This is a genomic window from Sphingomonas panacis, from assembly GCF_001717955.1.
GTDB classification, from domain to species: domain Bacteria; phylum Pseudomonadota; class Alphaproteobacteria; order Sphingomonadales; family Sphingomonadaceae; genus Sphingomonas; species Sphingomonas panacis.
The window spans coordinates 3,905,299-3,919,966 of record NZ_CP014168.1 but is presented as its reverse complement, the minus strand read 5'-3'; the positions used below and the strand labels follow the sequence as shown (position 1 = coordinate 3,919,966).

The 14,668-nt window shown below is 65.7% G+C and carries 22 protein-coding genes and 1 other RNA gene; 13 read left to right on the top strand and 10 right to left on the bottom strand.

Annotation, left to right across the window (positions count from 1 at the left end):
- The first annotated feature begins 2 nt into the window (after positions 1-2).
- The 7 genes from J0A91_RS17860 (at position 3) to rnpB (ending at position 5,566) form a co-directional block, all read left to right on the top strand.
- Positions 3-410 (top strand): M67 family metallopeptidase, encoded by a 408-nt coding sequence (locus J0A91_RS17860; protein ID WP_069206023.1) that lies wholly within the window; start codon positions 3-5, stop codon positions 408-410.
- A gap of 55 nt (positions 411-465) precedes the next feature.
- A complete protein-coding gene (locus J0A91_RS17855; protein WP_069206022.1) occupies positions 466-1,116 on the top strand; it encodes a histidine phosphotransferase family protein in 651 nt (216 codons plus the stop codon).
- Between the two features lie 63 nt (positions 1,117-1,179).
- The gene (locus J0A91_RS17850; RefSeq protein WP_069206021.1) at positions 1,180-3,483 is read left to right on the top strand and encodes a chemotaxis protein CheA; all 2,304 of its coding nucleotides are present in this window, start codon (positions 1,180-1,182) and stop codon (positions 3,481-3,483) included.
- The gene (locus J0A91_RS17845) at positions 3,480-3,905 is read left to right on the top strand and encodes a chemotaxis protein CheW (RefSeq protein ID WP_069206020.1); all 426 of its coding nucleotides are present in this window, start codon (positions 3,480-3,482) and stop codon (positions 3,903-3,905) included. The genes J0A91_RS17850 and J0A91_RS17845 overlap by 4 nt, the downstream gene beginning before the upstream one ends.
- Positions 3,906-3,974: 69 nt before the next feature.
- Entirely contained in the window at positions 3,975-4,340 is a 366-nt protein-coding gene (locus J0A91_RS17840; protein ID WP_069206019.1) for a response regulator, read from the top strand.
- Between the two features lie 141 nt (positions 4,341-4,481).
- Complete coding sequence (locus tag J0A91_RS17835; RefSeq protein ID WP_069206018.1) at positions 4,482-5,171, top strand: N-acetylmuramoyl-L-alanine amidase; 690 nt, start codon at positions 4,482-4,484, stop codon at positions 5,169-5,171.
- A gap of 10 nt (positions 5,172-5,181) precedes the next feature.
- An RNA gene (gene rnpB, locus J0A91_RS17830) (RNase P RNA component class A) lies at positions 5,182-5,566 on the top strand.
- Positions 5,567-5,740: 174 nt separating this feature from the next.
- Here rnpB and J0A91_RS17825 read toward each other — a convergent pair.
- The gene (locus J0A91_RS17825; RefSeq protein WP_069206017.1) at positions 5,741-6,379 is read right to left on the bottom strand and encodes a hypothetical protein; all 639 of its coding nucleotides are present in this window, start codon (positions 6,377-6,379) and stop codon (positions 5,741-5,743) included.
- Between the two features lie 161 nt (positions 6,380-6,540).
- Here J0A91_RS17825 and J0A91_RS17820 point away from each other — a divergent pair, with 161 nt between their 5' ends.
- From J0A91_RS17820 to J0A91_RS17810, 3 genes are read left to right on the top strand one after another with little or no spacing between them, the layout of a single operon-like run.
- Positions 6,541-7,083, top strand: coding sequence for a J domain-containing protein (locus J0A91_RS17820; RefSeq protein WP_069206016.1), 543 nt, complete (start codon positions 6,541-6,543; stop codon positions 7,081-7,083).
- Positions 7,080-7,433 (top strand): thioredoxin domain-containing protein, encoded by a 354-nt coding sequence (locus J0A91_RS17815; protein ID WP_069206015.1) that lies wholly within the window; start codon positions 7,080-7,082, stop codon positions 7,431-7,433. Before J0A91_RS17820 ends, J0A91_RS17815 begins: the two co-directional genes overlap by 4 nt.
- A 10-nt stretch (positions 7,434-7,443) precedes the next feature.
- Entirely contained in the window at positions 7,444-7,860 is a 417-nt protein-coding gene (locus J0A91_RS17810; protein ID WP_069206014.1) for a hypothetical protein, read from the top strand.
- Positions 7,861-7,951: 91 nt separating this feature from the next.
- On the opposite strand, the gene J0A91_RS17805 is transcribed toward J0A91_RS17810, so the two are convergent.
- The 9 genes from J0A91_RS17805 to pspA form a co-directional block, all read right to left on the bottom strand.
- Positions 7,952-8,359, bottom strand: coding sequence for a SufE family protein (locus J0A91_RS17805; RefSeq protein WP_069206013.1), 408 nt, complete (start codon positions 8,357-8,359; stop codon positions 7,952-7,954).
- A gap of 75 nt (positions 8,360-8,434) precedes the next feature.
- The gene (locus J0A91_RS17800; protein WP_069204281.1) at positions 8,435-9,388 is read right to left on the bottom strand and encodes an IS110 family RNA-guided transposase; all 954 of its coding nucleotides are present in this window, start codon (positions 9,386-9,388) and stop codon (positions 8,435-8,437) included.
- A gap of 525 nt (positions 9,389-9,913) precedes the next feature.
- Positions 9,914-10,159, bottom strand: coding sequence for a hypothetical protein (locus J0A91_RS17795; protein WP_069207459.1), 246 nt, complete (start codon positions 10,157-10,159; stop codon positions 9,914-9,916).
- Between the two features lie 26 nt (positions 10,160-10,185).
- On the bottom strand, positions 10,186-10,455 hold the full coding sequence (locus tag J0A91_RS17790) for a hypothetical protein (protein ID WP_069206012.1): 270 nt from the start codon (positions 10,453-10,455) through the stop codon (positions 10,186-10,188).
- Between the two features lie 30 nt (positions 10,456-10,485).
- On the bottom strand, positions 10,486-10,608 hold the full coding sequence (locus J0A91_RS25080) for a hypothetical protein (protein ID WP_276204581.1): 123 nt from the start codon (positions 10,606-10,608) through the stop codon (positions 10,486-10,488).
- An 85-nt stretch (positions 10,609-10,693) separates the two neighbouring features.
- The gene (locus J0A91_RS17785) at positions 10,694-10,990 is read right to left on the bottom strand and encodes a hypothetical protein (protein ID WP_069207458.1); all 297 of its coding nucleotides are present in this window, start codon (positions 10,988-10,990) and stop codon (positions 10,694-10,696) included.
- 46 nt (positions 10,991-11,036) lie between these two features.
- Positions 11,037-11,417 (bottom strand): envelope stress response membrane protein PspC, encoded by a 381-nt coding sequence (gene pspC, locus J0A91_RS17780; RefSeq protein WP_069206010.1) that lies wholly within the window; start codon positions 11,415-11,417, stop codon positions 11,037-11,039.
- 3 nt (positions 11,418-11,420) lie between these two features.
- Positions 11,421-11,690, bottom strand: a complete 270-nt coding sequence (gene pspB, locus J0A91_RS17775) for an envelope stress response membrane protein PspB (protein ID WP_069206009.1) — start codon at positions 11,688-11,690, stop codon at positions 11,421-11,423.
- A gap of 1 nt (position 11,691) precedes the next feature.
- Positions 11,692-12,360: a phage shock protein PspA gene (gene pspA / locus J0A91_RS17770; protein ID WP_069206008.1), complete on the bottom strand. Its 669-nt coding sequence runs from the start codon at positions 12,358-12,360 to the stop codon at positions 11,692-11,694.
- Positions 12,361-12,529: 169 nt separating this feature from the next.
- Between pspA and pspF the strand changes: the two genes are divergently transcribed.
- The 3 genes from pspF to J0A91_RS17755 all read left to right on the top strand — a co-directional run bounded on the left by pspF (position 12,530) and on the right by J0A91_RS17755 (position 14,662).
- Complete coding sequence (gene pspF, locus J0A91_RS17765; protein ID WP_069206007.1) at positions 12,530-13,555, top strand: phage shock protein operon transcriptional activator; 1,026 nt, start codon at positions 12,530-12,532, stop codon at positions 13,553-13,555.
- A 152-nt stretch (positions 13,556-13,707) separates the two neighbouring features.
- Positions 13,708-14,328, top strand: a complete 621-nt coding sequence (locus J0A91_RS17760; protein ID WP_069206006.1) for a superoxide dismutase — start codon at positions 13,708-13,710, stop codon at positions 14,326-14,328.
- Positions 14,329-14,482: 154 nt separating this feature from the next.
- Entirely contained in the window at positions 14,483-14,662 is a 180-nt protein-coding gene (locus J0A91_RS17755) for a GIY-YIG nuclease family protein (protein ID WP_069206005.1), read from the top strand.
- Positions 14,663-14,668 lie beyond the last annotated feature (6 nt).

The following is a 14,668-nucleotide window of genomic DNA, read 5'->3' as shown; positions in this document are numbered from 1 at the left end:
ATATGTTGGAGATTTCAAGCACCGCTCTGCATCGCATCATCGCAGCAGCGAATGCAGATCCTGCACGCGAGGTCTGCGGACTGCTGTTCGGCGACGATGCGCGAATCACGCGGGCCGAGCCATGCGCCAATGTTGCCGCCGATCCGGCTCGCACCTTCGAGATCGATCCCGCCGCGCATTTCGCCGCGCTTCGAGCCGAGCGTGACGGCGGGGCGAAGCTGATCGGATACTGGCATTCGCACCCGAGCGGCGACGTCCGCCCGTCGGCCACCGATGCCGCGATGGCGGCCGCCGACGGCAAGCTGTGGCTGATCGTGGCCGGGCATGAGATCGGCGTATGGCGTGCGGGGAGCGCCGGCGCGCATGGTCGTTTCGTTGCGGTGCCTTATCGCATCGCCGCCGTCACCTGACTTGCGGCGGAGTCGATGCTGGGCCACATAGGCGCGACACGCGGGAGCATTGTCCTTGAGTATCAACGCCGTCGATTTCGCCAGCCTGCTGTGCTCGCGCCTCTGTCACGATCTGCTCAGCCCGGTGGGCGCGCTCAACAACGGTCTCGAACTGCTCGCTGACGAGCATGATCCCGACATGCGGGCGCGCTGCCTGGAATTGCTCAGCGAGAGCGCCAAGGCGTCCGCCAACAAGCTCAAATTCTTTCGACTCGCGTTCGGCGCGGCGGGCGGTTTTGGCGAGACGATCGATTCGCGCGAGGCGCGCGCCGCGATCGAGGGGCTGTTCGGGGATACTCAGCGGGTCAAGCTCGGCTGGCTGGTCGAAGATCCGATTCTGCCCAAGGCTGGTATCAAGGTGCTGCTCAACCTCGCGCTGATCGCGGGCGACGCACTGATCCGGGGCGGACAGCTCGATGTCGGCGCGGAATGTGTTGGCGATCAGGTCGAGATCGTCGTGCGGGCGGACGGACCGCGTATCGTACTCGATGCCGAACTGCGCACCGCGCTGACCGGTGGAGCCGTCGATGCCGCCGTCACCCCGCGCGCGGCGGCGGCCTGTCTCGTCCACGCGCTGGTGACGGAAGCGAACGGCACGATCCAGGTGTCCGAACCCAACGATCCGGTGCTGCTGTTCGGCGCGACGCTCAAGGTAGCACGACCGTAACAGTGTAAACCCGGCCTTAACGGCTGGACGGGCAAAGAGGCTGCCGCCGATCCGCGGGGCCGCATGGACGATCTTCTACGGGAATTCATCGCCGAGACGCGCGAGACGCTGGAGGCGCTTTCCGGCGAGATCGTCGCGTGGGAAGCGACGCCGGACGACCGTGCGCGGCTCGATGCGATCTTCCGGTTCGTCCACACCGTCAAGGGCAGTTGCGGCTTTCTCGACCTGCCGCGGCTCAGCCGACTGAGCCATGCCGCCGAGGATGTGCTGGCGGCAGTGCGATCGGGTGAGCGCACGCCCGACACCGGCCTCGTCAACGCCGTGCTCGCGATCGTCGATCGCATTGGCGAGATCGTCGAGGCGATCGACGCCGGCGCCGCGCTCGACGATGCGTGTGAGGAACTGCTGATCGCCGCGCTCGACGCGGGTGCGGAGGCGGCAATGCCCGTCCCCGTCGTGTTGGCCCGGCGCAATCCGGCGCGCAGCGTGCGACTCAGCGTCGATCTGCTCGATCGCATGATGAGCGGCATGTCCGACATGATGCTGGCGCGCAATGAACTCGCCCGGCGGGTGCGCGACGCGGGTGCCGATCCCGCGACCGAGGGTGCGCTCGAACGGCTTTCCGCCACCGTCGCCGAAATGCGCGATACCGTCACACGCACGCGTATGCAGAAGATCGACGCTTTGTTCTCGGCGCTGCCGCGCATGGTGCGCGACACGGCGGCCGAACTCGGCAAGTCGGTGACGCTTCACCTCGAAGGTGGAGACGTCGAACTCGACCGCGAGATGATCGAGATGATGCGCGATCCGCTCGTCCATATCGTGCGCAACGCGATCGACCACGGCATCGAGGCGCCGACCGCGCGACGCAAGGCCGGCAAGCGCGAGAACGCGCGGCTCGCCGTCTCGGCGCGCCAGTCGGGCAACCAGATCATCATCGTGATCGAGGACGACGGGCAGGGCATCGACACCGATGCCCTGGTGGCGAAGGCCGCGCAGGGCAGATCGCGCAGCGAAGCCGATTTGCGGCGGTTGAGCGAGCGCGAAAAGCTCGATCTGATCTTTGAGGCCGGTTTGACGACCAGGGAAAGCGTCACCGCCATTTCCGGGCGCGGCGTCGGCATGGATGTGGTGCGCGCGAACGTCGAGCGGATCGGCGGCCGAATCGACCTGACCAACACACCGGGCAAGGGGCTGGCCATCGCCATCCATGTGCCATTGACGTTGTCGATCATCGCCGGGATCGGGGTGAGCGTTGGCGACCAGCGCTTCGCGATCTCGAGTCCGGCGATCGACGAGATCGTGTCGATACACGGCGAGGCGATCCGTATCGACATGCTTGGCAGCACGCCGGTCGCCACGGTGCGCGACCGCCGCCTGCCATTGGTCGATCTCGCTGATGCGCTGGGCATCGTGCGAGACCGGGAGGCGGGCAAGCTCGTGATCCTGAGTATCTCGGGCGGCAGCTATGCGCTCGCGGTCGATGATGTGCTCGATCACGAGGAACTGGTCGTCAAGCCTGCCGCGCCGGCGGTGATGGCGACGGGCCTCTACGCGGGGCACACCTTGCCCGATACCGGCGTGCCGATGCTGCTGCTCGATTGCGCCGGCATCGCCGCGCAGGCCGGCATTCGCTTCTGGCGCGAGGCGGCGGCCGAGACCTGCGCGGGCGAGACCGAGATTCCCGCCGTTCCGGCGCTGCTGTTCGACGATCTCGACGGCGTGCGCCGGCTGGTGGCGCTCGCCGCGGTAGATCGGATCGAATCGGTCTCGACCGAGACGATCTGCCATTCGGCGGGGCGCTTGCGGCTGTCGCTCGACAAGCGGATCGTGCCGCTGGTCGCGCAGGGTGAATGGGCGGGGCGCGATCAGGTCCAGATCCTTCGCGTGCGCGATGGCGACGCCGAAATCGGCTACGCGATTCGCGAGGCGCTCGACATCGTCGATCTGCCTGAGACCATCGTTTCCGCGCGTGTGCCCGGCCCGGTTGCCGGTGTAGTGGCGCTGGCCGGTCAGCAGATCGAACTGCTCGACCTGTTTTGGCTGTTCGGCGAGCATGGCGACTTGGCGCCGCGCGGTGCCGCGCCGCTCTGCCTGCTCGACGGCAGCGAGACGGCATGGATGACGAGCTTTCTCAAGCCGGTGCTCGAAAGCGCGGGCTACCGCGTGACGGCGGCGCTGAACGGCGGCGACCGGCCAGACGTGGTGCTGACGATGGACTCTGCTACGTTCGCGCTCGGCGCGTCGGTGCCGGTGGTGCGCCTGCGCCGCGACCGCGAGGCCGTCGCCGAGTCCGACACGATCTATCGTTACGATCGCGAAGCCTTGCTCGCGGCGATCAGCCGGTCCAGCGGCGGCGCGACATGACTGGCCTGTTCCTGATCGCGCAGCTCGCCGGGCGCACGGTGGCGATCGATTCGGCGCAGGTTGAGTCGGTCGTCGATATCGGCACGATCGTGCCCGTGCCCCGTGCCGGGGCGCAGGTGCGCGGTCTTGCCGCGTTGCGCAGCCGCGTCGTGACGGTGATCGATCCGGGCGCCGTGCTCGGTGAAGGGGTTAGCGTTAGCGATCGGGCGGTCATCGTCGTCGTCGACGGGCATCATTATGCGGTCCTGGTCGACGCGCTGGAGGATATTGCGCCATTCGACATTCGGCCGCTCGCCTCCGGTGTGATTCTGGACGGCGTGTGGAGCCGCGTCGGCTGCGGCACGATCGAACTCGACGGCGCGCCGATCCTGGCGATCGACGCGCGCGCGCTGGTGCCGGGCGCGCTCCCGGTCGCCGCCTGAGCGGTAGGTTAACCCGAAGCAAAGTTTTTTCCGCCAAAACGGATGTTTAGCGTGTAAAACGGATTGCCCATGAAAACCTGTCTGGTCGTCGATGATTCCAAGGTGATCCGCAAGGTTGCGCGGCACATTCTCGAGACGCTCAATTTCAAGGTCACCGAGGCGGGGGATGGCCGCGAGGCGCTGGACGCTTGTGTGGCGTCAGCGCCGGACGTTGTGTTGCTCGACTGGAACATGCCGGTGATGAGCGGCATGGATTTCCTGCGTGCGCTGCGCGATGCCAAGATCCCGCACCGCCCCAAAGTCGTGTTCTGCACCACTGAGAACGGCATGGCGCATATCCGCGCCGCGATCGAGGCGGGCGCCGACGAATATGTCATGAAGCCGTTCGATCGCGAGACGCTCGAAAGCAAGTTGCAGATCGTCGGAATGGCCTGACCGGCGTTCCGCGGTGGCCGCAGTCGGCCGAGGCTGGGCGACTGCGGCGTGTATGAGTTGGCGAACGCGGCCAGATTGAGTATCGCACCCGCTTGATCCGCCCTGCGCATGTGCCCGCGCAGGCGGCGAGCAGGAGCGTGCATGACGATCATCGAGACGGCGTCCCCCAATTTCGACGAGCGAACGCTGCCGATCACCATGATCGTTCTTCATTATACCGGGATGGTCGATGCGGCAGCGGCGCTGGAGCGGCTGTGCGACCCGGCCGCGAAGGTTTCGGCGCATTATCTGATCGACGAGGACGGCGCGGTTCACCGGCTCGTCGCCGAGGACAAGCGCGCGTGGCATGCCGGCGCGGCGCGATGGGGGCGGATCGAGGACGTCAACAGCGCCGCGATCGGGATCGAACTGGTCAATCCCGGCCATGAATTCGGCTATCGCGACTTTCCCGAGGCGCAGATCGACGCGCTGGTCGGCCTGGTCGGCGATATCAAGGAGCGCTACGCGATCACGCGCGGCAACGTCGTTGGCCATTCGGACATCGCGCCGACACGCAAGCAAGATCCGGGCGAGCTGTTCCCGTGGCATCGCCTCGCACGGCTCCGCCTCGCGTTGCCGCGTCCGACGCGCAACCTCATGGACCCGATGTGGAGCGATGCCGGCTTCCTGATCGCGCTCGAACGATTCGGCTACGACGTGAAGGACAAGCTCGCTGCCGTCGTCGCGTTCCAGCGCCGCTACCGCCCCGAGTTGATCGACGGCGAGATCGACGGCGAGTGCCGCAGCATCCTGCTCGCTTTGCTATTGCCCAAACCGCAAGGGGACGACTAAGGCGTTCGGACCAGAGGGTCGGGCGGCCGCGTCATGTGCTTGCACATGCCGAGGAAAGTCCGGGCTCCGCGAAACGACGGTGCCGGGTAACGCCCGGCGGGGGTGACCCCAGGGACAGTGCCACAGAGAGCAGACCGCCGATGGGCTGCGCGCGAGCGTGGCGACAGGCAAGGGTGAAAGGGTGCGGCAAAAGCGCACCGCGCCTCCGGTAACGGCAGGCGGCATGGCAAACCCCACCGGGAGCAAGACCGAATAGGGACGGCACATGGGCATCGTTTCTGCTCGTCGTCCGGGTTGGTTGCTTGAGGCGGCGTGCAAGCGTCGCCCTAGAGGAATGGTCGCCTATCCTTCGTAAAGAGGGTGGACAGAACCCGGCTTACAGACCCTCTGGTATCCCCTTGCGCGCGGGAAACGTGGCTAACGTTGCCTATGCAGCGCACGGTGCGCAAACGTGGTGAACGTTGCGTCGCGTCTCACGTTTGCGCGCGCAGCGGCGCGGGATTCGGTCTTGCCGGCGGTGTCAAAGAGCGTGCGGCCAGACTGCCAGGACGTCGGCGTGTAGGACAGGGTTACAGCGGCTCGCCGTCCTTGCCGATCACCTCGATCCGGTAGGAACAGCCGTAGAAAGTCTTGCCCGGATGGGTGGTGACGTTCGAGACGTTGCGTGAGACGACGATGTGCGCGCCGAAGCTCTCGCCCGCCGCCGGGGCCTCGGTGCGGTCGACGACGATCTTTTCGCCGAGGAATTTGCGCGAGGTGGTGGCCGCCGCGATGTCCGCTGGTGTGGCCTTGCCCGAGGCGATCATCGCTTCGAGCAGGGGGGAGGGATCGACCGCGTTCTCGATCCCCTGTTCGCGCGCGAGCCCGTTCGGGTCGGCGAGATCGAGCATGGCGAGGACGCCGCTGGCGGTGAAGGCGATCCGGCGCGTGCTGTAGTGGCCCGCCACCGTGATCGGCGCGGGCAGATCATATTCGTTCATGAACGCGTTCTTGGTGGCGACGCGGACCCAGTGGCGTTTGGCGGCGATCTTCTCCTCGCCGTTGAGCGCCAGCGCGAAGCCCATGTAGGCGGGCGCATCGAGCCGGCATTCGATCGCATCGACGATGTCGATGCTGTTGGGGTCGACGGGCTCTTCGGCGGCGCGAAGCGGCGTCGCCAGCGTCAGGGTGGCGACCAGCGCCGCAAACATCGATCCCGATTTCATCACGTGCCGTCTCCCCGTGTGGCGGGTCGCCTCGTGTTCGAAAAGCCGGCATCGCGCAATCGCGCAGTTCCACCCGCTCGCCAGCCGGCCGCACACACCCCAAAATCGCCGCCGCCGCCAATCCGTCATGGCATTGCCGCACCGGCGTGCTTAGATGGTCCGCTATGGCGCGTGCGACGAGACAAGACGATTGGGGATTTCCGCGCTGGCGCGCCTATGGCGAGTCGAGCCGCGAGGCGGCGAAGGTGCGCCTGTGCGACCGGCACGGATGCACGCAGCCGGGCAATTGCCCCGCACCGAAATCCCCCAACAGCCCCGATCGCTGGTATTTCTGCCAGGAACATGCCGGGGAATATAATCGCGGCTGGAATTACTTCGAAGGGTTGAGCGCCGAGGAAGCCGCCGAGCGCGAGGCGGCGGAGACTCGCACCGCAGACGGCTACACCACCTCGCGGCACCAGCAATGGGCTGGCTCCGGCGACGGCAGCCGATCGCGCGACGAGCTGCGGGCGCTGGAAGTGCTCGACCTTGAGGTCGATGCGGATTTCGATGCGGTGCGGGTGGCGTGGCGCAGGCTCGCCAAGCAGAACCATCCCGATATCCGCCCCGGCGACAAGGATGCGGCGGCACGTTTCCAGGCGATCCAGGCGGCATATGATGTGCTGCGCGTCGCCGAGGAGCAGCGGCAGTGGAAGCCTGACGTGTGACGACGGTCCGGTCGGACTGGTCGCGGACTGTGCTGGTCTGCGCGAAATGTTCGAAGAAGCTCGGCGGCGGATTCGGGCCGCGCGGCAAGACGTCGCTGGCCAAGGCGCTGCGCAAGGAACTCGGGGTGAAGTTGGGCCGCAAGGCGCCGATCGGGATCGTCGAGGTGAAATGCCTCAAGGTCTGCCCGCGCGGCGCGGTGACGGTGGTGGACAGCAACGACAGCCGCACGTGGCAGATCGTGCGCGCGGGCGCTCCGCTCGAGACGGTGATCGACGCGCTGGGTCTGGACAGGCCGGACCTCAACGGGTCATCGCAGGTTCAGCACGACTCGGCTATCCTCGAAGCATAGGAGAAATTGGATGCGCGTTTCCCAATATCTTACCGTGATCGCCGCTTTGGCGGGGGTCGCTTCCGCTGTGCCGGCTCAGGCCAAGGAGCGGCTGACCGGCGAGGCGCAACTCGCCAAGATGCTCGATGGCCGGGTTGCCGGAAAGCCGGTGGATTGCTTGTCACTGACCCAGATCCGATCGAGCCAGATCATCGACGATACTGCGATCGTCTACACCACCAGCGACGGCACGATGTACGTCAACCGGCCGAGCGGGGCGAATTTCCTCGACGACGACGACATCCTCGTTAGCGAGCCGCGGGGCGGTCAGGCCTGCCGGATGGACATCGTGCGGCTGATCGATCGCGGCTCGCGGATGCCGGGCGGATCGATCGGGCTGAACGATTTCGTGCCGTATCCGCGCCCGCCGAAGGTGCCGAAGAACTGATCCCTACGTCACCCCAGCGCACGCTGGGGTCTCCCGGAGGCGGAGCGCGCCTGTAACCGCAAGAGATCCCAGCTTTCGCTGGGATGACGGCTTACGCGGCGTACCGCAGCGCCGTCTCGCGGATCAGCGCGATCATGTTGGGGATGCCCTGCGTCCGGTTCGAGCTGAGCTGGCTCTTGAGATCGAACGGCGCGAGCGCGGCGGTGATGTCGGTGGTGGCGATCGTCGCGGCGGGCTGGTCCTGAACGGTCAGCAGCACCAGCGCGATGATGCCCTTGGTGATCGCCGCGTTCGAATCGGCCAGGAAGTGGAGCGTGCCGTCGTCGCGCCGCATCGGATAGACCCACACCGAGGCCGAGCAGCCGCGCACCAGAGTCGCGTCGGTCTTGAGCGGATCGGGCATCGGTTCGAGCGTCTTGCCGAGATCGATCAACAGCCGGTAGCGATCGTCGGCGTCGAGGAAGGCGTATTCTTCGTGCAGGTCGGCGAGTGTCGTCATGGCGGTTGGCGGTAACGGGATGGGGCGGGGGCGTCTACCGCGTTTCCCTACCCCGTTCGTGCTGAGCAACTGTGTTCATGCATGCCGGTATGTTTGCTGTGATTTGAGCATGGCATTGAGTGTGATGATGAGTTTTCGCATGGTTGCGACGAGGGCGACCTTGGCGGGTTTGCCGTTGTCGCGGAGGCGCTGGCAGGTTTGTGCGAGGGGGCCTTTTTTGGAGCGTGCGATAGCGAGAGCGGCGAGGTAGAGGCACCTGCGTACAGCGGGTCTTCCGCCGGCGCACCGTCCGGGTTTTCGGGTGGCGCCGCTTTGCCGGTCGAAGGGGGCGACGCCGACGAGGGCTGCGGCTTGTCGGCTGGAGAGCGCGCCGAGCTCTGGCATGTGCGCGAGCAGGCATGCCGCCACGATCGGGCCGATACCGGGTGCGGAGCGCATCAGGCGTTCGCGTGTCGCCAGATCGGGGCTTGCGGCGATGAGGGCGGCGATGGCCTTTTCGATCCGCAGGGCGAGCGCTTTGAGTTTGCCGACCTGGGCTTTGACGAGGCGGCGCATGGCAGGATCGTCGAGGGTCTCGAACTGATTGCCGAGCTGGATGCGCTGGGCGACGGCGAGATCGCGCATGCGGACATGCTCGGCAAGGCGTGCTGCCTGAGGATCGTGCCGATATGGGGTGAGTTCGGGATGGAGCGCGGCGAGGCAACGCGCGATCACGGCGGCATCCAGCGGGTCGGTTTTCGCTAACTGCCGCTCGGCGCGGGCGAAGTTGCGCACCCGGGCGGGATCGAGCAGATACGCGGTCAGCCCGAGGCGGTCGAGCAGCGCGGCAAGCTTGCGCTCGTAGCCACCCGTCGCCTCGAAGCCGATGAGGAGATGATATCGGGCGGCAAACGCCTTGAGGCGGTGTTCGAGCGCCTTCAACCCCGCCTTGTCGTTCGCAAAACGCCATTCCTCACCGAGAGGATGAAGGCGGACAACCAATTCGTTTTTGGCAACATCGATGCCGACAAACAGGTCGGGCTGTGGCATGATCCGGTCTCCCAAGCTTGTGATGCGGGGTCCGTAATGGCCCCAAGCAACTGTTCGGGGTTTGGGAAGACGGATGCGGCCCTGCTCAGCAACGATCTTGCAAGATCGCCAAGTCGAACGGCCTCACATCCGCCGCCGGGACGGGGTGGCCACCCCGTCCCGGCAATCGCCATTATGCACATTTCCAACACACAAGCGTGTCGAAGCACGTGTTCGGAACACAATGATATCGAGCGTGATGGCCCGTTCGTGCTGAGTAGGGATCGAGTAGGCGCTTGCGCCGTATCGAGATGAGCAGGTGGGACTCGTGGCCTGTGCTTCGATACACGACCTCGATACGCCCTGCGGGCTACTCGGCCGTTACTCAGCACGAACGGAGCTATTTAACGTCGTCACGCTCTAAGTGGCGAGTTGCCCGCTTGGTACACGCCCCCTTCGGCTGGCCGGCAAAGCCAGCCGCTCAGGACAGGCTTCGACAAGCTCAGGGCGAGCGGGGTGGGGAGGACTGGCGTTTCCAGTCGTGGGTTACAAATCCACCCCCGCCGCGATCGCTTCAAGCTTGCGGATGCGTTCCTTCAGGTCGGCGATCTCGATGCGGGCGCTGGCGTTGGGCATGGCCGGGGCGGTGCGGTCGCCGCCGGGCTGGTGCTGCAATTCCTGCTGCTTGAGCGCGAGCCAGCCGCGCCAGCCGGTCAGGGTGGTGTAGGCGAGGATGGCCACTCCGGCCAAAGCGGTGGCGGCCATCGTCATGTAGAAACTCGGGTCGGTCATGATCCCTGCTCCTGCGGTCATGAGGGTCACTTCGGGTCGCGCAGGCGTTCGATCTGGCGATCGAGGCGGGCGCTGCTCGTGTCATTGTCGGTGGCGAGGCGTTCGAGGACGGCGAGCCGCTCCTTCATGCTGCGCAATTCCTCCTGCAGCCGGGCGTTCTCGGCCTTGGTCGCGCCGTCGTCGCGGAAGGCGACCTGCTCGCCGTGCTTGCTGTGGACCACACCGAAGCGGGCCATCAGCACGCGGCCGACCGTGATGACGACGATGATCGCGACGACCATTTCAAACGGGTTCATGTGGAAAACTCCCCTGCCAAGGCGGTGATGTTACTGCGCATCGCCCTGCGGGGCGAGCCGTTCGCGGCGGCGGCGCGGGCGATCGACGCGTTCGGTGGCGAAGACGCCGATGGCGGTGATGGTGGCGAGGACAGCGAGAAAACCGAGAAGCATGAGACGAGCCTTTCCTGTCGGCGCGACCGTATGGGTCGCGCGCGGGTGGATGTTCAAACGGGGGTAGGAAACGTGGGGCGGCGGATCAGTCGCTGGTGCGAAGCGCCTCGATCTCGCGCGCGGTGCGCTCGGCGGGGTCGGTGGCGATGCGTTCGAGCACCGCGATCCGCTCCTCGAGCCGGCCGATCTTGCCGGTCAGCCGCTCATTCTCGGCGCTCAGCAATTCGGTTTCGCGCGTGGTCGAGAGGCGATCCTTGTCGCGGCGGCGCTCGTCTTCGAGCGGGTAGCCGTGTTTCGCGCGAACCCAGGTGTTGAACACCTTGCTCAGCGGGAAAATCGTGATCGCGGCGAGCGGTACGAGCAGTCCCCAGGTGGTCGACATCATCGGTATCCTGTTGCGGTGCGTGGTGCAGGGATCGAAGCCGCGCTTAGCGCAGGCTTTCGATCTCGTCGGCGAGGCGCGTGTTGCGGCTGGTGTACATCATCTCGATGTCGGCGAGGCGGCGGTCGATGTCGCGGAACTTCGAGCGGACCTCGGCGGTCGAGCGGGTCGGGTTGCTGCGCACGCCCTGCCAGAATTTCTGGTCTTCCTTGCTGTCATACAGGCCGTAGGGCTTGGCATCGGCCATCCAGGCGACCAGCCAATAGGCGAGGAGCGTCCAGGGGAAGCCGCCGGCGATGGTGAGGACCACCGCGCCGACGCGGACCCAGGTGGCATCGATGCCGGTGTAATCGGCGATCCCCGAACAGACGCCCAGCCATTTGCGGTTCTGCTTGTCGAGGTAGAATTTGGTGCGGCTCGCGCTCATGGCTCAGTTCCTCTTGGAAAGGTCGTAGGAAGGGCGCGGGTCGGCCGAAACGCCGGGGCGCCAATCGGGATGGTCGGCGGCGACGATCCGCTCCACCGTCTGCAACCGGTCTTCGAGCCGGCGGGCGAGCAGGTGGAGCTCGTCGAGCAGTTTCTCATCCTCGTCGGTGATCTTGGGGGCCTGCTTCCACTTGGTGATGTAGTGCAGGATCACCCAGGGCATGCCGACGAAGAGCATGCCGCAGATGACGATGGGGAGGAAAACGTCTTCCATCTCAACCGTCCTTGTTCATGCGCGCCTTCAGCGCGGCGAGTTCGGCATCGACCTTGTCGGCGGTCTTGAGCTCGGCGATTTCCTCTTCGAGCGACTTGGGCTGCGAACCCAGACCGGCGGCGTCGGCGCGGCCCTCGGCCATGTCGATGCGGCCTTCGAGCACGTCGAAGCGCGAGAACGCATCCTGCATGCGCGGGCCGTTGTAGAGTTCGCGAAGCTTGTAGCGGTTTTGCGCGCTCTCCAACCGGGTGACGATCGAGGTCTGGCGGGTGCGGGCCTCGCGAAGCTTGGTCTGGAGCTTGTTGATGTCCTCCTCCGACGCGCGCAACGCCTCGTCGAGCACGGCGATTTCGTCCTTGAGGCGATCGGCCATGTCGGCGGCCTTCTGCTTCTCGACGAGGGCGGCCTTGGCGAGATCCTCGCGGCCCTTCGACAGCGCCAGTTCGGCCTTTTCGGTCCAGCTATCCTGGAGCTTGCCGAGCTTGTCGATGTGGCGGCGCATCTCCTTCTGGTCGGCGATGGTGCGCGCGGCGGAGGCGCGCACTTCGACCAGGGTTTCCTCCATTTCGAGGATGATCATGCGGATCATCTTCGCCGGGTCTTCCGCCTTGTCGAGCAGGTCGGTGAAGTTGGCGGCGACGATGTCGCGGGTCCGGGAAAAAATGCCCATCTTGGAAAAACTCCTTGGAGTAACGCGGTACTCGTTGTGTACGGGATGAGCTTTGCAGGGTTCGTGCCAGTTTTGAAAATGGCGGGTTTGCGCGGTTTCCTGAACGGATCGACAGCTTTGCCGCATTGTGCGCTTGCCAAGCCTTGGGAATTTACGCCAAAGCTTGGCAATGGAGCGTGTGACCCAGGTAATCGGCCAGTCAGGCCCGTTTCTCGATGCGCTGGAGCGCGCCAGCCGCGCGGCGGCGCTCGACCGGCCGGTGCTGGTGATCGGCGAGCGCGGCACCGGCAAGGAACTGGTGGCGGAGCGGCTTCACCGGCTGAGCCCGCGTTGGGACCAGCCGCTCGTCATCATGAACTGCGCGGCGCTGCCCGAGACGCTGATCGAGGCCGAACTGTTCGGGCATGAGGCGGGCGCGTTCACCGGCGCGACCAAGGCGCGGCAGGGGCGGTTCGAGGAGGCGCATGGCGGCACGTTGTTCCTCGACGAACTCGGCACGCTGTCGATGGCGGCGCAGGACCGGCTGCTGCGCGCGGTCGAATATGGCGAGGTGACTCGGATCGGATCGTCGCGGCCGCTTCGCGTCGACGTGCGGATCGTCGCGGCGACCAACGAGCATCTGCCCGACAAGGTGGCGCGGCACCAGTTCCGCGCCGATCTGCTCGACCGGCTGTCGTTCGAGGTGGTGACGCTGCCGCCGCTCCGCGCGCGGACCGGCGACGTGCCGGTGCTCGCCGAGCATTACGGGCGGCGGATGGCGTCGGAAATGGGACGGCTCGACTGGCCGGGCTTCACGCGCGAGGCGATGGCGGCGCTGGTCGCCTATGACTGGCCGGGCAACGTGCGCGAGCTTCGCAACGTCGTCGAGCGCGCGGTGTACCGCTGGGAGCGCGACACGCCGATCGACGCGATCGAGTTCGATCCGTTTCAGTCGCAATATCGCCCGCGTGGGGGCCAGGGCGGGGCGATGACGGTGGAGGCGGCGCCGATCGCGGCGGCGGCTGCGCCGGTGGTCGAGGAAGACGAACCGGGCGACTTCAAGAGCCGGATCGCGCGCTTCGAGCGCGATCTGCTCAAGAAGGCGATGGCCGAGCATCGCTTCAACCAGCGCGCGACGGCGGATGCGCTGGGGCTGAGCTACGATCAGTTGCGGCATGCGCTGAAGCGGCACGGGCTGATCTCGGCGGGGGCATAGGTGCTCGACACGTATGGTTGCAAATGATTCGCAGTAAGTAGTTGCGATTCATTCTCAATTCCGAATCGGTTGCGTAATAATCTCCACGGACCCATTTCCAGCCCACAGGCGTTTGCGCCGTGATCCTGAACGTCTCTGAAGGAGGATATCCTATGGCTTTCGAACTTCCCCCGCTGCCTTTCCCCAAGGACGCGCTCGCCCCGACGATGTCCGCCGAGACGTTCGATTTCCACCACGGCAAGCATCACAAGGCCTATGTCGACAAGACCAACGGTTTCGTCACCGAGAAGGGCCTTGAGGGAAAGTCGCTGGTCGAGGTCATCCGCCACGCCAAGGAAACCGGCGACAAGGGCCTGTTCAACAATTCCGCGCAGATCTGGAACCACACGTTCTTCTGGAACTCGCTGACCCCGAACTATGCCGCGCCGACCGGCAAGCTCGCCGAGATGATCGAAGAGAGCTTCGGCTCGACCGAGGCGCTGGTGAAGGCGTTGGTCGCCGAATCGACCAACCATTTCGCGAGCGGCTGGGGCTGGCTGGTGCTCGAAGACGGCAAGCTCAAGGTGACGTCGCTGCACGACGCCGACACGCCCGTCGTCTATGATTACAAGCCGCTGCTGACGATCGACGTGTGGGAGCATGCCTATTACATCGATTACCGCAACGCGCGCCCGGGCTATCTCGAAGCGCTGACCGGCAAGATCCTCAACTGGGAATTCGCCGCGCAGAACCTCGACGGCGAGGGTGTGAGCCGGGCCGACCAGCAGGGCTGATCCGAGCGCTGACAGTTAGCGAAGGGGCCGGAGACCGCAGGGTTTCCGGCCCTTTTTCTATGTCGTGAGCGCGGGTGCTGGACGTATCTGATGGCGAGCAAGCCGAGGGGCATGCTGTATATCGGCGTATTGCCGTCGTTATGGCATCAAGACCTTGGTTCATGCCGAGCAGTTCGACACGATCGAGGAGGCCATTGCCCGCGAGAAAGCGCTCAAGGCTTGGCGGCGCGACTGGAATGTCGAGCTTATTGAGGTGGGCAACCCGGAAGTGCGATCTGTTCGACGCGCTCGCGTGATTGCGGGAGACCCCAGCTTGCGCTGGGGTGACGTATGAAAGCCG

Coding starts and splice junctions, on each gene's coding strand:
- J0A91_RS17860 (WP_069206023.1), top strand. CDS start 3: ATGTTGGAGATTTCAAGCACCGCTCTGCATCGCATCATCGCAGCAGCG.
- J0A91_RS17850 (WP_069206021.1), top strand. CDS start 1,180: ATGGACGATCTTCTACGGGAATTCATCGCCGAGACGCGCGAGACGCTG.
- J0A91_RS17845 (WP_069206020.1), top strand. CDS start 3,480: ATGACTGGCCTGTTCCTGATCGCGCAGCTCGCCGGGCGCACGGTGGCG.
- J0A91_RS17840 (WP_069206019.1), top strand. CDS start 3,975: ATGAAAACCTGTCTGGTCGTCGATGATTCCAAGGTGATCCGCAAGGTT.
- J0A91_RS17835 (WP_069206018.1), top strand. CDS start 4,482: ATGACGATCATCGAGACGGCGTCCCCCAATTTCGACGAGCGAACGCTG.
- J0A91_RS17820 (WP_069206016.1), top strand. CDS start 6,541: ATGGCGCGTGCGACGAGACAAGACGATTGGGGATTTCCGCGCTGGCGC.
- J0A91_RS17810 (WP_069206014.1), top strand. CDS start 7,444: ATGCGCGTTTCCCAATATCTTACCGTGATCGCCGCTTTGGCGGGGGTC.
- J0A91_RS17805 (WP_069206013.1), bottom strand. CDS start 8,359: ATGACGACACTCGCCGACCTGCACGAAGAATACGCCTTCCTCGACGCC.
- J0A91_RS17800 (WP_069204281.1), bottom strand. CDS start 9,388: ATGCCACAGCCCGACCTGTTTGTCGGCATCGATGTTGCCAAAAACGAA.
- J0A91_RS17795 (WP_069207459.1), bottom strand. CDS start 10,159: ATGACCGACCCGAGTTTCTACATGACGATGGCCGCCACCGCTTTGGCC.
- J0A91_RS17790 (WP_069206012.1), bottom strand. CDS start 10,455: ATGAACCCGTTTGAAATGGTCGTCGCGATCATCGTCGTCATCACGGTC.
- J0A91_RS25080 (WP_276204581.1), bottom strand. CDS start 10,608: ATGCTTCTCGGTTTTCTCGCTGTCCTCGCCACCATCACCGCCATCGGC.
- J0A91_RS17785 (WP_069207458.1), bottom strand. CDS start 10,990: ATGTCGACCACCTGGGGACTGCTCGTACCGCTCGCCGCGATCACGATT.
- pspC (WP_069206010.1), bottom strand. CDS start 11,417: ATGAGCGCGAGCCGCACCAAATTCTACCTCGACAAGCAGAACCGCAAA.
- pspB (WP_069206009.1), bottom strand. CDS start 11,690: ATGGAAGACGTTTTCCTCCCCATCGTCATCTGCGGCATGCTCTTCGTC.
- pspA (WP_069206008.1), bottom strand. CDS start 12,360: ATGGGCATTTTTTCCCGGACCCGCGACATCGTCGCCGCCAACTTCACC.
- pspF (WP_069206007.1), top strand. CDS start 12,530: ATGGAGCGTGTGACCCAGGTAATCGGCCAGTCAGGCCCGTTTCTCGAT.
- J0A91_RS17760 (WP_069206006.1), top strand. CDS start 13,708: ATGGCTTTCGAACTTCCCCCGCTGCCTTTCCCCAAGGACGCGCTCGCC.